This window comes from Sphaerisporangium aureirubrum, assembly GCF_042658925.1.
GTDB lineage: Bacteria > Actinomycetota > Actinomycetes > Streptosporangiales > Streptosporangiaceae > Sphaerisporangium > Sphaerisporangium aureirubrum.
Map to the genome: position 1 here is coordinate 107,702 of NZ_JBHSRF010000005.1, position 14,610 is coordinate 122,311.

General features: G+C 68.8%; 16 protein-coding genes. 7 read left to right on the forward strand and 9 right to left on the reverse strand.

From position 1 onward, the window contains the following. Positions 1-2: 2 nt before the first annotated feature. The gene (locus ACFP1K_RS05360; RefSeq protein WP_380747499.1) at positions 3-719 is read right to left on the reverse strand and encodes a permease prefix domain 1-containing protein; all 717 of its coding nucleotides are present in this window, start codon (positions 717-719) and stop codon (positions 3-5) included. Positions 720-1,108: 389 nt separating this feature from the next. Here ACFP1K_RS05360 and ACFP1K_RS05365 point away from each other — a divergent pair, with 389 nt between their 5' ends. Both ACFP1K_RS05365 and ACFP1K_RS05370 read left to right on the forward strand, forming a co-directional pair. Continuing rightward, positions 1,109-3,517: an ExeM/NucH family extracellular endonuclease gene (locus ACFP1K_RS05365; protein WP_380747501.1), complete on the forward strand. Its 2,409-nt coding sequence runs from the start codon at positions 1,109-1,111 to the stop codon at positions 3,515-3,517. A gap of 223 nt (positions 3,518-3,740) precedes the next feature. Next, entirely contained in the window at positions 3,741-4,139 is a 399-nt protein-coding gene (locus tag ACFP1K_RS05370; RefSeq protein WP_380747503.1) for a hypothetical protein, read from the forward strand. Positions 4,140-4,337: 198 nt separating this feature from the next. On the opposite strand, the gene ACFP1K_RS05375 is transcribed toward ACFP1K_RS05370, so the two are convergent. From ACFP1K_RS05375 to ACFP1K_RS05395, 5 genes are all read right to left on the reverse strand, one after another. Further along, positions 4,338-5,501: a hypothetical protein gene (locus ACFP1K_RS05375; RefSeq protein WP_380747505.1), complete on the reverse strand. Its 1,164-nt coding sequence runs from the start codon at positions 5,499-5,501 to the stop codon at positions 4,338-4,340. 89 nt (positions 5,502-5,590) lie between these two features. Then, positions 5,591-5,743, reverse strand: coding sequence for a hypothetical protein (locus ACFP1K_RS05380; protein ID WP_380747507.1), 153 nt, complete (start codon positions 5,741-5,743; stop codon positions 5,591-5,593). Positions 5,744-5,782: 39 nt separating this feature from the next. Next, the gene (locus tag ACFP1K_RS05385) at positions 5,783-6,400 is read right to left on the reverse strand and encodes a DUF5825 family protein (protein ID WP_380747509.1); all 618 of its coding nucleotides are present in this window, start codon (positions 6,398-6,400) and stop codon (positions 5,783-5,785) included. Next, on the reverse strand, positions 6,397-8,283 hold the full coding sequence (locus tag ACFP1K_RS05390) for a RiPP maturation radical SAM C-methyltransferase (protein ID WP_380747513.1): 1,887 nt from the start codon (positions 8,281-8,283) through the stop codon (positions 6,397-6,399). Before ACFP1K_RS05390 ends, ACFP1K_RS05385 begins: the two co-directional genes overlap by 4 nt. Positions 8,284-8,393: 110 nt before the next feature. Then, positions 8,394-8,894, reverse strand: a complete 501-nt coding sequence (locus ACFP1K_RS05395; protein WP_380747516.1) for an ATP-binding protein — start codon at positions 8,892-8,894, stop codon at positions 8,394-8,396. 222 nt (positions 8,895-9,116) lie between these two features. Between ACFP1K_RS05395 and ACFP1K_RS05400 the strand changes: the two genes are divergently transcribed. Together ACFP1K_RS05400 and ACFP1K_RS05405 are read left to right on the forward strand one after the other, a co-directional pair. Further along, a complete protein-coding gene (locus tag ACFP1K_RS05400) occupies positions 9,117-9,941 on the forward strand; it encodes a helix-turn-helix domain-containing protein (protein ID WP_380747518.1) in 825 nt (274 codons plus the stop codon). Then, on the forward strand, positions 9,925-10,152 hold the full coding sequence (locus ACFP1K_RS05405; RefSeq protein ID WP_380747520.1) for a DUF397 domain-containing protein: 228 nt from the start codon (positions 9,925-9,927) through the stop codon (positions 10,150-10,152). Before ACFP1K_RS05400 ends, ACFP1K_RS05405 begins: the two co-directional genes overlap by 17 nt. A gap of 514 nt (positions 10,153-10,666) precedes the next feature. Here the strand turns inward: ACFP1K_RS05405 and ACFP1K_RS05410 are convergent. The 3 genes from ACFP1K_RS05410 to ACFP1K_RS05420 are packed head-to-tail and all read right to left on the reverse strand — an operon-like array spanning position 10,667 to position 12,197. After that, positions 10,667-11,074 (reverse strand): arsenate reductase ArsC, encoded by a 408-nt coding sequence (locus ACFP1K_RS05410; RefSeq protein ID WP_380747522.1) that lies wholly within the window; start codon positions 11,072-11,074, stop codon positions 10,667-10,669. Between the two features lie 14 nt (positions 11,075-11,088). Continuing rightward, positions 11,089-11,829, reverse strand: a complete 741-nt coding sequence (locus ACFP1K_RS05415) for an aquaporin (protein ID WP_380747524.1) — start codon at positions 11,827-11,829, stop codon at positions 11,089-11,091. Next, a complete protein-coding gene (locus ACFP1K_RS05420) occupies positions 11,826-12,197 on the reverse strand; it encodes an ArsR/SmtB family transcription factor (protein ID WP_380747526.1) in 372 nt (123 codons plus the stop codon). Before ACFP1K_RS05420 ends, ACFP1K_RS05415 begins: the two co-directional genes overlap by 4 nt. A gap of 89 nt (positions 12,198-12,286) precedes the next feature. Here ACFP1K_RS05420 and ACFP1K_RS05425 point away from each other — a divergent pair, with 89 nt between their 5' ends. From ACFP1K_RS05425 to ACFP1K_RS05435, 3 genes are all read left to right on the forward strand, one after another. Further along, complete coding sequence (locus ACFP1K_RS05425) at positions 12,287-12,787, forward strand: ArsI/CadI family heavy metal resistance metalloenzyme (RefSeq protein ID WP_380747528.1); 501 nt, start codon at positions 12,287-12,289, stop codon at positions 12,785-12,787. A gap of 545 nt (positions 12,788-13,332) precedes the next feature. Next, on the forward strand, positions 13,333-13,713 hold the full coding sequence (locus ACFP1K_RS05430; protein ID WP_380747530.1) for a hypothetical protein: 381 nt from the start codon (positions 13,333-13,335) through the stop codon (positions 13,711-13,713). Positions 13,714-14,033: 320 nt separating this feature from the next. Further along, positions 14,034-14,435, forward strand: coding sequence for a thioredoxin family protein (locus tag ACFP1K_RS05435; protein ID WP_380747532.1), 402 nt, complete (start codon positions 14,034-14,036; stop codon positions 14,433-14,435). The last annotated feature ends 175 nt before the right edge of the window (positions 14,436-14,610 follow it).

The window sequence follows — 14,610 nt, forward strand, 5'->3', positions numbered from 1 at the left end:
CGTCAGCCGAGGATGCGGCGCCGGGCCGGTAGCGGCGTGGTGGCGCCGCGGGTGGTGATGAGGCAGCGGGTCGCGGCGTACAGGAGCCAGACGTGGGACAGGGTGGTGGCGATGGTCAGGACGAGGCCGGGGGTGTACCGGTGGAAGCCGTCGAGGGCGGAACCGGCGCCGACGGTGAGAGCGGCGGACATCAGGAAGATGACGGGGGCCTGAATCCACAGCAGGGCACCCAGGGCCCGGGTGAGGGTCTCGGGGCGGCGGACGCCGCGCCATTTGCGGCTCAGCAGGAGCAGCGCGGCGGCGCCCAGCAGCCCCATGGCGAACTGGACGAAGTCCAGGAAACGGGCGAGCGGCATGAACCACGACGGCTTGCCCTCGTAGGTGGGCGGTGGCAGTTCGGGGTAGACGTGCCAGACCATGGTCCACAGGACGGTGATGACCGGGACGGTGAGGAACATCATGGCGGCGGTCCTGCGGCCGACGGACGCGGCGAGTTCCTCCTGGTAGCCGGGCGCGACCTCGGCGATCGGGCCGAACTCGGCCACCGCCATGCGTTCGGCCGCCACGGGGTCGGTGCCCTCGGCGCGGTACGCGGCGGCGGCGTCCTCCAGCCCGTCGCGCGCCTCGGCCACCATGTCGCGCCGCAGCCGCCCGGGGCCGCGCAGCGTGCGGGCCAGCGTGGTCACGTAGTCGTCGATCACACCGGTGCCCGCCATCATCTCCCCAGCCCGCCGTATGCCGCCCAGGACGGACGGCCGGATGTTCCATTGTCCAGGGACACCCCGCCGGTGGCATCGGGGGAACCCCGGGATCCACCCTGAGATTCGCGCGGTGCGGCGCCCCGGACGCCGGTGAAACGCGAAGCGGCGGGTCGGGCGGGACGCCGGAGGGGTGATAAAGCCGTCCTGAATAGAGAGTAAAGTCCGGTTCTAGGGTGATCGGCGGCGTGCGGTATGTAACCGTGAGGCCGTTTGCAACGTTCCCGCTAGGTCAAGGGGCGCCAACCTTCCGACCTATGGTGGCCACCATTTGTCAAGATTCCGTCATTTCATCTTCTATAAAGCTCTAGGTGGAGATACCGGGGTTTAATCGCTCTACGCTCCCGGTCATGCGTGGTCTATCCCGGGCGCTCGCCGCCCTGCTGGCCACCGGCGTCGCGATCGCCGGTGCTGCCGCACTATCTTTGTCCCCGGCCTCGGCCGAACCCGGGACCGTGGTGATCTCTCAGGTGTACGGCGGCGGAGGCAACTCCGGTGCGCCGTTCACCAACGACTTCGTGGAGCTGTTCAACCGCAGCGGGTCGGCCGTCTCCCTGGACGGCTGGTCGGTGCAGTACGCCAGCGCCACCGGCACCGGGGCGTTCGCCTCCAACAAGGTGAACCTCTCCGGCTCGCTCGCCCCGGGTCAGTACCACCTGGTGCAGCTCGCCCCCGGCGCCACCCCGAGCACGCCGCTGCCCACGCCCGACACCACGGGCAACCTCGCGCTGAGCGGCACGGCCGGCAAGGTGGCCCTGGTGCGCTCGGCCGACGGCCTGGCCTGCAACGGCGGCTCCATCCCCTGCACCGCCGAGCAGCTCGCGCTCATCGCCGACCTGGTGGGGTACGGCAACGCGAACTTCTCCGAGGGCACCCCGGCCCCGGCGCTGACCAACTCCACCGCGGCGATCCGCGGCGAGCAGGGCTGCACCGACACCGACACCAACTCCGCGGACTTCACCGCGAGCGCCCCGGCCCCGCGCAACACGGCCACGACGCCCGCCCCGTGCGGCGGCGAGCCCACCGAGACCCCCACCCCGACGCCCACCCCGACGGCCAGCCCCACCCCGTCGGAGACCCCCACCCCCACTCCCACTCCCACGCCGACGCCCACCCCCACCCCCACGCCGGACCCGACGACGTGCGCGACCCCCGTCACCCACCAGATCGCGCAGGTGCAGGGCTCGGGCGAGACCAGCCCGCTGTCCGGCTCGCAGGTGCGCGTCGAGGGCGTCGTGACCGGTGACTTCCAGGCCACCGGCGGCCTCGGCGGCTTCTACATCCAGGACGCGACCCCGGACGCCGACCCGGCCACCTCCGACGGCCTGTTCGTCTTCACCACCCGCCCGGCCGCCGTCGGCGACCGCGTGCTGGTGAGCGGCACCGCGGTCGAGTTCAACGGCCTCACCGAGATCTCCCCGGCCACGTCCGTGGACGTCTGCGGCACCGGCACGATCAAGGCCGCCAAGGTGAACCTGCCGCTGGCCACGGGCATCACCTTCGAGCGCTACGAGGGCGTGCTGGTCACCTTCCCGCAGGACCTCACCGTCTCCGAGGTCTTCAACCTCGGCCGCTTCGGCGAGATGACCCTCTCCTCGCAGGGCCGCCTGTTCCAGCCCACCGACCGCGAGGGCGTAGACCCCGCGCTGGACGCCCGCCGCCGCATCCTGCTGGACGACGGCTCCAACGTCCAGAACCCGCCCGCGCTGCCGTACCACACCGCGGGCTCCAACACGGTCCGCCTCGGCGACGAGATCGACGACCTGACCGGCGTCCTGACCTACGGCTTCAACCTGTACCGCATCGAGCCCACCCAGACGGTCTCCGTGCAGTCCGTCAACCCCAAGCCCGTCAAGCCGGAGAAGGTGGGCGGCGACGTACGCGTGGCCAGCTTCAACACCCTGAACTGGTTCACCACGCTGGGCTCCCGCGGCGCCACCACCGCCGAGGAGCGCGACCGCCAGCTGCCGAAGCTGGTGGCCGCCCTCAAGGGCCTCAACGCCGACGTGGTCGGCCTGATGGAGGTCGAGAACAACGGCACCACCGCCCTGAACGCCCTGGTGAACGCCCTGAACGCGCAGGTCGGCGCCGGCACCTACAAGGGCATCGTCTCCCCGACCCCCGGCACCGACGCCATCCAGGTGGCCCTGATCTACAAGCCGGCCGTCCTGCGGCCGGTGGGCGCCACCCAGTCCTCCGCCGACCCGGTCTTCCGCCGCCCGCCGCTCATCCAGATGTTCCAGCGCACCAAGGACGACGACGACGGCAGCGTCTTCACGATGATGGTCAACCACTTCAAGTCCAAGGGCTGCGACGGCGCCACCGGTGCAGACCAGGACCAGGGTGACGGCCAGAGCTGCTTCAACGACGAGCGCGTCCGCCAGGCGCAGGCCATCCTCGGCCTGATCGGCACCTACAACCTGCCCAACCCGGTGGTCATCGGCGACCTCAACGCCTACGGCGAGGAGGACCCGATCGACACCCTGGAGACCGGCAACCTGGTCAGCGTCACCAAGAAGCACATCTCCAAGAAGGACCGCTACAGCTACGTCTTCGAGTCCCTCTCCGGCGAGCTGGACCACGCCCTGGTCGGCAAGAACCTCGCCAAGAAGATCACCGGCGCCACCATCTGGCACATCAACGCCGACGAGGGCCGCTTCATGGACTACAACACCGAGTTCAACCCGCCGTCCCTCTACGCCCCCGACGCCTACCGCTCCTCCGACCACGACCCGCTCCTGTTCGGGCTCAAGCTGTAGGATGCAAGCCGTCCTGATCACGGTCGCCTGGACCCTGACAAGAGACCTCTGCGGGCCGCCCGGCCCGCAGAGGTCTCGTCACGTAAGGGGGCGACGCCGGGACACCTTTTTTATTTCGGTTGCCCGGCGACAAGTCCATCCAGGAGATCGGGTCGCCGCTAATTCGAGCAAAGCCAAGCAAATTCGTTTCCATTCGACAGCGCGGGCTCCTACCGTCATGGCCATGGCGAACGGACAGACGGCCACAGGCCTCCGCGCCGAGTGGCATGAGGACGACGCGGTATCCGAGTCGGCGGCGGAAGATTTCAGTGAAGCGCTGGCGGGTGTGCAGCGCCTGTTGAGCAGGCTGGGTGTCCGGTCCTTCCGGATTCAGACCATCCGCCTGCGGTTGGCCGGTGAGAGTTCGTCTCGCCGGATCCACATGCGCCTGGCCCCTGAGCTGGTCATTCCGGCCGGGGACGGCAGGCCGATCGCGGTGGTGACCGTGGGGGCGCGTTCCGGCAGCTGGCTGGTGAGCGTACGAGGCCCGCTGCCGGACGTGCTCACGACCGACCGCAGGAAACCCGAGGAGATCGCGGACGTGGTCCTGGGGGCCCTGGCCCTGACGCGGGAGGTCTCGTGACCGAACTGGCGGCGTTAGTGGCCGTATTCAGTTACAATTTTGTCAATATACGGCCACTGGACAGCCCGAAACCCCACCAAAAATAATCGCTTCAACGCGACATTCGTCGAAGAGAGAGCGAGAAATCGGTGGCACGTTTTTCGCGGTTCCTCACCCGCGCGGGAACGTGACGCGCGGCCTCGATCTTGTGGCGGTGGACTACTGGCAGTCCCGCATCTGGAGGAACTCGTTCTTGGCGCGGGCGACCTCGCTGGCGATGAGGCCGCAGCAGTCGCCGTCGATGTCCTCCTCGTGCAGGCCTTCGGTCAGGGGGGCCGGATGCACTTCGCCGGCGAAGCCCATGAGGTCCGTGCTCCTGATCTCGGTGTGGCCGTCGACGACGATGGTCGCGTCGGAGGTGATCAGGTCGAGGTGGATGTCGGACCAGTACTCCACCACGTCGAGGCGCTGCCCGTGCATGCCCAGGCCGAGGTGGACGCCGGGGTGGCGCTCGTTGATGTGGGAGTTCAGCGGGATGAAGCCGGTGGTGCCGACGTTGGTGCCGAAACCGAGCTCTCCGATGCGGTCGGCGTTCTCCAGTTTCAGGCAGCGGTCCATCAGGCGGGTCACCATCGGGTCGGCGCACGCGACATCGACGACCCGGCCGTTCTCGATGTCGACCGTGACCGGGTGCTCGGCCAGCCGGGCGTCGTGGCTGGTGTAGGAGGTCACGTTGAAGGCCCCGTCGGCGACGAGGACGCCGTTGATGTCCGCCGGGTACGTGCTGACCTCACCCGGCGGCAGGACGAGGAACGCGCCCTCCCGCCACACACCCCGGTTGCTGAGCCACCGGTACCGCCGGGAGTCGACGGCGACCTCCAGGTCCGTGCCACTGCTGGAGGTGATGCGCAGGCGCGACGCGGGCATCATCCGCGTCAGCAGCGCCCCGTTCAGCGCCGACAGCAGCGTGGGCGTGACGCTCATCGAGTGGCGGAAGAACTCCGCCGACGCGTTGATGATCCGGTACGTCGCCCAGCGGTCCTCGGCGTAGGGGGCCAGCGCTCGCCGGAGCTGGAGCACGTGCGACATCGAGTTGAGCTCCATCGTCAGCAGCACGATGCGCGGATGCGGGGCCGCGGGGTCGGGGAGCGCCGCGCGCAGCCGCGGCTCCACGGTGTCGTCGTCGACGGCGTTCATGCCGAGCAGCGCGGGCTTGATGCCGCGGACGGCCAGCTCGGCGGCGACCCACGCGGCCGGCTCCCGGGCGTCCGCCGTGTACAGGATGAACACCTGGTCGTCGGCCTGTATCCGGAGGTACCGGTCGAGCAGGTTGGACACGCCGTCCCACACGGCGTCGTCGGGGATCATGGCTGTGGTCGTCATCGTCTTCGCCTCTGGGGTCTCACCGAACGCGGCAGGTTCCGGGTGCCGCCGTCGGCCGGCGGCACCCGGAGAGGATCGAACGCCTGGGATCAGGCGATTCCCCAGACCCTTTCGTCCGGGGCGTCGATGTCGTCGCTGACGATGTCGACGCGGATGCCGTCGGTCGTGGTCAGGTTGTCCACGCTCATCTGCTCCAGCGCCGAGCGCAGCGCGTCGTCGCGTGTCATCTCACGGTCTGTCATGTCACACCTCCTCTCCTTTCGAGGTTCTTCCACGGATCATCAGAGGGTGCTTCTTCCTGCCGGCCACTGCCGCACGCGGTACGGCAGCCACCAGGCCGTCCCGCCGAGAAGATGCACGAGTCTCATCGTGATGAGATCGCGCAGTATCGGCGGGGGGACCGCCGAGGCGGGGCAGCCTTCGAGCAGGTCGTCGATCGCCGCACGGTGCACGGGGCCGTCCACGGTGATCTTGCGGAGTACGTCGGAACGCCGGTCCCGTACCTGCAGGAATCCCGGCCCGCGACGGTAGACGCACTTGAAGAAGTGATAGCCGTCCCGCCACTCGCGGCGGACGTCCTCGGCGCCGGCGACCTCGCCGGGCGGGTAGAGATGGCTCATCGGCCGCCATCGTTCGTCACCCAGGCGCAGCCGCCAGTCGACGGCGATGCCGTACGCGGTCAGCTCCCGCACCAGCACGAGCGCGCGCACCGCGGACTCCTGGCCGCCGGCGCTCGTCAGGTCCACCGTGTCGGCCAGCGCGACCCGGCGCACGCCGTCCTCGAAGAACGCGCGGCTCGCCTCCGCGGCGGGACCGGACACCACGCCGGTCCCGGCGAACATGTCAGGCCGGTCGAGCTCCTCGTAGTCGCGCCACAACGTCACCGGGACCGGGGTCATCGCGGCTCCCCGACCAGGTCCGGCGCCGGTGGCACCGCGTGGCCGGCGCGCCGGCTCGCCCAGCGCAGCTTCTGGTTGGTGGGGCTCACCGCGGTCAGGACGACCTGGCCGCCGTCGGCGAAGATCAACCCCAGGTCGCGCCAGCGCCGGAGCAGGTCGGTGACGACGCCTTCGGGGACGGCGAGCTTCCGGGCCAGCGCGGCCGGCTGGTAGGGCCGGTCGAGCAGGCGCAGGGCGGCCATCTCCACGGGATCGTCGACCCGCAGCGTCGTCCAGTCGTACGCCGGGCGCCGGTTCACCAGGGCGATGTGGTCGCCGAGGTCGGACTGGGTCAGCCGGCTGTCCGGGTACGCGGCCTCCCACTCCGCCGCCGCGGCGGCGAGCCGGTCGGCGACCGCCGCGTCGATCCCGCGGGGCGGCGCCTCGAAGAGGTAGCCCAGGTCGAACAGCTCGGCCTCGGGGAGGTCGTAGATCAGCGAGTACTGAGGATGCGGCCGTAGCTCGGCGAAGCCCAGCTCGGGCCGGTTGAAGAACGGGCTGAAGCGCTCGATCGCCAGCCTCCCCACCATGCCCGGCGGGGGAAGATGATGCAGCGCGGGGAACTGCTCCATGACGGACGTGTAGTCGTCGGCGGTCTCCCCGGGAAAGCCGAACAGGTAGTTCCACTCCACCCACACGCCGGTCGACTCGGCGTCCCGCATCATCCGGACGTTCTGGCAGCCGGTCACGCCCTTGTCCATGATGCCGAGGACGCGGCTGCTGAGGCTCTCGATGCCCGCCTGGACCCGCACGACGCCCGCGTCGGCGAGAGCCTGGACCTGGCTCCGCCGCAGGTTGGCCTTGACCTCGTAGAACATGCGGAAGTCGTGGTCCGCCGCGGCGAGGGCGGGCAGCACCGTCGTCAGGTAGTTCATGTCCAGGATGTTGTCGACCATGAACACGTCGAGAACCTGGTGGCGCTCGGCCAGGCCGATCAGCTCGTCCAGGAACCGTTGCGGGCTCTTGCTGCGGAACTCCATGAACGACCCGTTGAGCCCGCAGAAGGTGCAGTGATGCTTCTCGCCCCACCAGCAGCCGCGGGAGCTTTCCAGGACCAGCCGCGGATCCGCCCACATCCGCGCGGAGGAGGTGGCGTACCGCCGGAAATAGTCGTCGTAGTCCGGGGCGACGATCTCACCCGGCGACAACGGCCGCGCGCTCATCGCGTTGGCGACCGAGGTCCCGGTGCCGTCCCGCCAGACCAGCCCGGGTATCGCCGCGAGATCGCCGCCGTCCATGGCGTCGAGGAACCGCGGGAAGGTGACCTCCCCTTCACCCCGCAGGACGAAGTCCACGAACGGAAAGTTGCGGTGCAGCGCCGCGCCCTGCGGCCCGTCACAGCTCGCGCCGCCGAATATCGTCGCGGTCCCCGGCCGCAGGCGCTTGATCTCCTTGGCCACGGACAGCGCCGCGACGTTCTGCTGAAATGTGGACGTCAGCCCCACTACGTCGGGCGCCGAATCGGCGATGCGCCCCGCCAGCTCCGCGATGAACGCTGGCGCCAGCTCGTGCAGACGGTGGCACAAGGCCATCTGCCGCTCGGTCTTGCCACCGCTCATCCGCTCGTCGAACTGCCGCCGCCGCCAGCCCGGATCGTCGTAGAGCGCGGACGAGAAGACCCAGTCGCCGTTCCCCTCGGTGAAGGACTGCTGCGCGAAGAAGTCGTAGTCCTCCATCGCCAGATCGACGTGCTCCCGGACCCAGTCCACATAGTCGACGTTGGCGTACACCACCTCGACCTCGGCCCCGGGAACCCGCTCCATGACGGCCCGCTTGAGGATGCCCAGCGCCAGCGAGGGAACGTCGGTGGAGCCCCACGGCATGTTGACGAGAAGTACCCGCATCACGCTCCCCTCAGCGGTGAACCACGACCCCGGTGGCACCCTCATAGTGCTCTGAGGGCCAGAACCCCGACAACCAGCCGTCTGGTGAGTGTTTGACCTCGCTTGAGTACTTACGGTAAGGCGCGCTGGTTGTGCCCTATTTCACCCGGCAGCTCGTGGCCCACATCGGCCAGATGAGACCCCTCAGGAGTGGAAATCTCGCACCAGACCACGCAGCCGAGGGAGCCACTCAGATATTCGACCCCCCAGCGCGCGGAGCATCGCTCCACGATGAACAGCCCTCTGCCCCCTTCCCGCGACGAGTCCTCGGCGCCGCCGCATGACGCCTCCACCACCGGGCTCGTACGGATGGCGCCTGGGTCCCGTACTTCGACGCGTATCAGCCCGGCGAGGTCGTACAGGCGGAGCCGTACTCCGTCCGGCGCGGGGACGTCGGAGTGCCGGACGGCGTTCGTGACCAGTTCGGAGACGACCAGCCGGACGTCGAACCCGGCGGGGTGGTCCGCCCCGAGCCACTCGTCGACGGCGCTTCTCGCGTCGCCGGGGGACCGGGGCAGCCGGGGAAGTTCCAGCTCTCCGATCAGCGTCGCGCGAAAAGGAATGGGATGCATCGGAAATCGTCCTGTCTGCCCTTATTGTAATTACGGGCTATAAGCGATCGGCGGGAACTCCAACCATGCGCTGTTCGGGTTTTCCACCCGTCAGACGATTTCCAGGGTGCATGCTGGGATTCGAGTCCGCCCACCGAAGTGCGACCACACCCGCATGACACTTGAGTGGCGTCATCCCCGGTGGTGGGGACCACAGGTGTAGCCGAGAAGGGAGAATCCGCGATGCCCCGGAAAAAACGGGATATGTCGAATACGCCCGAGTCTCGTCTCGGTGAGGAATTACGCCGATCGCGGGAGGCGCTCGGCTGGACTCAGGACGACCTGGCGGAAAGGATTCAGTTCTCCGGCTCCATGGTCGGTTTCGTGGAGCGCGCCGAACGCTCCCCGACGGAGGATTTCATCCTGCGCTGCGAGGCCGCGCTCGGAGCGGACGGCAAGCTCGTCCCCTTGCTGGCCGGCTGTGAGAAGTCCTCCCCACGCTGGTTCCGTCCGTGGACGAAGATCGAGGCGGAGGCGAGGGTACTCCGGCTGTGGGAGCCGTTGGTGCTGCCAGGTCTGCTGCAGACGGCGGAGTATGCCCGTGCCGTCCTGCGGACCGAACCCGGGGTGCTGGAGAGGGACGTCGAGGAACTGCTCGCCGCCCGGATGCAGCGGCAGAAGGTTCTAGATCGTCCGGACCCACCTATCGTCGCGGCGATCATCGACGAGGGTGTCCTGAACCGCCCGGTGGGCGGGCGGGAGGTGATGCACCGGCAAATGGAGCATCTGCTTGTGATGGTCAAGCATCCGCGCGTCACGGTGCAGGTCGTGCCGGTCAGCATCGGAGCGACCACCGGGCTTGCGGGAGCGTTCGCCCTCGCACAGGTGGCCGGCGCGCGAGACGCGGCTTACCTGGACGACTCCCTCAATGGCCGAGTAACCGATCGTGCCGACGAGGTCCACGCCATTAGCCTCAAATACGACGCCGTCCGCGCATGGGCACATCCCCTTCATGTGTCCGAGCAGTTGATACGAGAGATGAAGGTGAAGTATGAGTCTCAAGGATGAGCTGTCCGACGAGCTGGCGACAGCGGCGTGGCGTACCGCCACCAAGAGCAGCTCCAACGGTGGTAACTGTGTCGAGGTAGCCCCACTGTCCGGTGGCCGGGTGGCCCTTCGTGACACCAAGGACGAGGGCCGGGGGCCTGTCCACGTGTTCACCCCCGGTGAGTGGGACGCGTTCATCGACGGCGCCAAGAAGGGCGAGTTCGACTTCTAAGCGGCGACGACGAACATCCGCCGGGCGGGCCGCCGCACGTCCGCCGGGCGGGTCGCCGCACTGCGGCGCCGCCGAAGCCCCGTCGCCCTGTCGGGGTCGTCTTACCGGCGCCGCGGCGGTGGGACGTGGGACGGCGAACACGGCGCCGCCGTACGGCGAGGAACCCGCCACGAGTCGCTGTTCCAGGAATAGCTGACATCAAGCGATCGAAGACATCAAACCCGCTCCGGCCGGGGTTGAGGGACCCACCCGTTGTCGATATCCACCATGTCGACCACAGCCCACCCGATTCACTGCGTATCCATCACCGCACGTGGACGCCGCCCCGCGAGGGGCGGGACGCTCGCGTGATCCCGGCGACGCCCCGGGGGCCCTGTCGCCTACCGCCCCACCGCCCTACCGCCCGTCGGGTCCGTCTTACCGGCGCCGGGGCGGCGGGACGTAATACGGCGAACACGGCGCCGCCGTACGGCGGGACACCGGCCGTGCCGTGTGCTCGCGTTCCGTACTCGTGCTAGGGGATGGAGAGTTCGGAGATCAGGGCGCGGATGCGGGTTTCGATCTCGTCGCGGATCGGGCGTACGGCGTCGATGCCTTGACCGGCGGGGTCGGTCAGTTGCCAGTCCAGGTAGCGTTTTCCGGGGAAGTACGGGCAGGCGTCGCCGCAGCCCATTGTGATTACCACGTCGCTGGCTTGGACGGCTTCGACCGTGAGCACCTTGGGGATCTCGGCGGTGATGTCGATACCGGCCTCTTTCATGGCTTCCACCACCGCCGGGTTCACGGCGTCGGCGGGGGCCGAGCCGGCGGAGCGGACCTGGATGCGGCCTTCGGTCAGGTGGGTGAGGAACGCGGCGGCCATCTGGGAGCGGCCGGCGTTGTGGACACAGACGAACAACACAGAAGGTGGAGCGGTGTTCATGGGCGGGGACGTCCTCACTCGGCGATAGCCTCGGAAGTTTCCAAAGATCGTGTGTTCACGGTGGGGGGCGCGGGACGGCCGAACACGATGGCGGTCAGGGCCAGGCCGGCGGTCGCGCCTGCGAGCTGGGCGGCGATGAACGGTCCGGTCGACGCCGGGGCGATGCCCGTGTAGGTGTCGGTGAACGCCCGGCCGATGGTCACGGCCGGGTTGGCGAAGCTGGTGGAGGAGGTGAACCAGTACGCCGCCCCGATGTAGCACGCCACCGAGACCGGCGCCATGCGGGCACGGCCGGTCCGGGCCAGGCCGGAGATCACCATGATCAGCCCGGCGGTCGCCACCGCCTCGGCCAGCCACAGGTGACCCGCCTGGCGGTCCTGGCCCGACCACGTCACAGGCGCACGGGCGAACATGACGTTGGCCAGCACCGCGCCGCTCACCGCCCCGCCCAGTTGTGCCGCCGCGTAGGCCGCCACCTCACCCAAGGGCAGGCCCCGGCCGTCGCGGCGCCCGCTCCACCAGGACGCGAGCGAGACCAGCGGGTTGAAGTGCGCACCCGAGACCGGCCCGAGAACCGCGATCAGCACACCCAGCCCGAAGACGGTGACCAGCGAGTTGGCGAGCAGCACGACCCCGCCGTCTCCTGAGAGCCGGGCGGCCTGAATACCGGAGCCGACCACCACGGCCACCAGCGCCCCGGTGCCGACCGTTTCGGCGGCCAGGCGCCGACCCAGCGGGAACATCGGTGTGCTCACGCTTTGGCCTGCTCCGGGATCGGCGCCTCTAGCAGGGCCGACAGCTTGTTCAACGCCGCAGGAACCACCCAGTAGTACACCCACGTTCCACGGCGCTCGGAACCGACAAGACCCGCCTCGCGCAACACCTTCAGATGATGAGAGATCGTCGGCTGGGACACCTCGAAAGGCCCGCTCAGATCACACACGCACGCCTGCCCACCCTCGTAGGAGGCGATCAGCGACAACAGCCGCAGCCGGACCGGGTCGGACAGCGCCTTGAACATCCGCGCCAGCTCGCCGGCGTCCGCCTCGCCCAGAGGCTCACGCGCCATCGGCGTACAGCACACCTCGGCGGACCGGAGAACAGCCACATCCTGTTTCGACATAAGTCTATCTTGACAGACATCGAATCAGGCGGCAATCTCGCTGTATCGACAACCGTCGATACACGGACCGTTTCCGGATGGAGAGCGCCATGTCCCGAGTTCAGCTCGCCCTACGCGTCGCCGACCTGGAAGGCTCGATCGCCTTCTACACCAAGCTCTTCGGCACCGAACCAGCCAAGCTACGCCCCGGCTACGCCAACTTCGCCATCGCCGAACCGCCCCTCAAGCTGGTGCTCATCCAAGGCGAGCCCGGCCAGGACACCCAGATGGACCACCTCGGCGTCGAAGTGGAGGACACCACCCAGGTGGACGCGGCCACCCAGCGACTCAAGGACGCCGGTCTGGCCACCTTCTCCGAGAACGACACCTCCTGCTGCTACGCCGTGCAGGACAAGGTGTGGGTCCGCGGCCCCGGCATGGAACCCTGGGAGGTCTACGTGGTCAAGGCCGACGCCGACAACCTCGGCAAATCCGCCATCGACCAGCAGAACCCGCAGGCAGCGTGCGCCTGCGGCCCGTCGAGCTCCGACCAGACCGCCGGCCGGACAACGCAGCCGGTCACCGCCGCGACCGTCCCCGGCTGCTGCTGACGATCCCGCGAAACCCGACATCCGCCCGGGATGCTTCCGCCCGGGATGCTTCCGCCCGGGATGCCTCCACCCGCGAGGCATCCACCCGCCAGGCATCCACCTACGAGGCATCCACCTGCGAGGCATCCGTCGGGATCGACGGCTATGCTCCGCGCGCTTACGGCACTGATCCAGTCGTCAGGGTCGTGGCCATGATTCGACCACGGGTGCGCCGTACCCGCACGAGCGAGGGAGAGCGGCGGCCGAGGCGGCGCGGGGGTGACGTCCACGTGCGGTGGTGAATACTCCGGTATCGGGTGGGCTGTGGTCGACATGGTGGGAATCGACAACGGGTGGGTCTATCAGTCTCGGCCGGAGGGGTTTGATGTCGTTGTCCACCCGTGTCGGCTATTTCTGGTCTGGTGGCCTGTGGTGGGTTTCTCGTTCGTCTTGTGGGAACCCACCTGCAGGTGGGGGGCGGTTGGGTGCAGGTGGGATGTAAGCGGGCTGTAAGGCGGGGGCACTAGCTTTTCCAGTGCGACAGAGATCACTAGGAAAGGCACATAATGTCCATCAACCTCTCCCGCTACGCTCTCGCCGTGTCCGCGGCGGCGATCCTCGTCTCGCTCACGACGGCGTGTGGTGGCGGTGCTCAGCCGGTGTGTCAGGACGCGGTGAAGGCGTTCAACGATTACAGCACCCAGGCCGCTGCCGGGGCCGGCAACCTGGAGGCCTTCAACAAGGCGAACGCCGACCTGGCCGCCAAGCTGAAGGATCTGTCGGACAAGGCCGACGGCGACCTGAAGGCCACCCTGGCCGACCTGTCGGCGACCTGGGGCGGCATCAAGGTCGACCCGTCGAACCCGGCCGCCGCGGCGACCGAGCTGTCGAAGCTCGGCACCCAGGCCACCGACGCCACCCAGAAGCTGGCGAAGAACTGCTCGTAGCGGGACCCGGCGGACGCGGCTCGGGCACGCCCCACCGAGCCGGCACCCGCCACGACCCGCCGCTGAGAAATTGATTTCCCAGCCAACAGGCCAAAAGGGAGCCCCCGGCGCACGCCGGGGGCTCCCTTTTCGTATTCGATCGAGTCTGAAAGATCAACCGCGTCGCGCGGGGGCTCCGCGCGTTCCCGTGAGGAGCGTCCTGTACCGCCTGGAAGGCCGGTGGGAGGCGGGTTTCCGGGGCGGGAGGCGGTGAGGAATCAACGGATGGGGTATGTGGTTATGCCAGCCGAGACGACGAGATGAGAGACGAGGAGCCTCCCGTGGCGACCATCGCGGTGACCGAGAACAACTTCAACGAGATCGCCGATCAGCAGGGGATCGTGCTGCTCGACTTCTGGGCCGCCTGGTGCGGGCCGTGCCGGACGTTCGGGCCGATCTTCGAGAAGGCGTCGGCCAAGCACGGGGACATCACGTTCGGCAAGATCGACACAGAGGCGGAGCGGGGGCTGGCCGCGGGCTTCGAGATCACCTCGATCCCGACGGTGATGGCGATCCGGGACGGCATCGTGGTGTTCGCCCAGCCAGGAGCGCTGCCCGAGCCCGCTCTTGAGGACCTGATCCGTCAGGTGAGGGCGCTCGACATGGAGGCCATCCGCAAGGAGATCTCCGAGGACATCGAATCCGGCCAGGCCGAGGGCCCGGAGGACGGCAGCCGCCCCTGACCCCACGCGCCGCGCCGACCGGGCCCTCCCAGCGGGAGGGCCCTTTGGCGTATGCGGGGCAGGCCGGCCCTCGGTGGCCGGGAAGCCTGCCGACGCTCCGTGCCGGGAAGCTTGCCGACGCTCCGTGCCGGGAAGCCTGCCGACGCTCCGTGCCGGGAAGCTCGTCGGCCCTCCG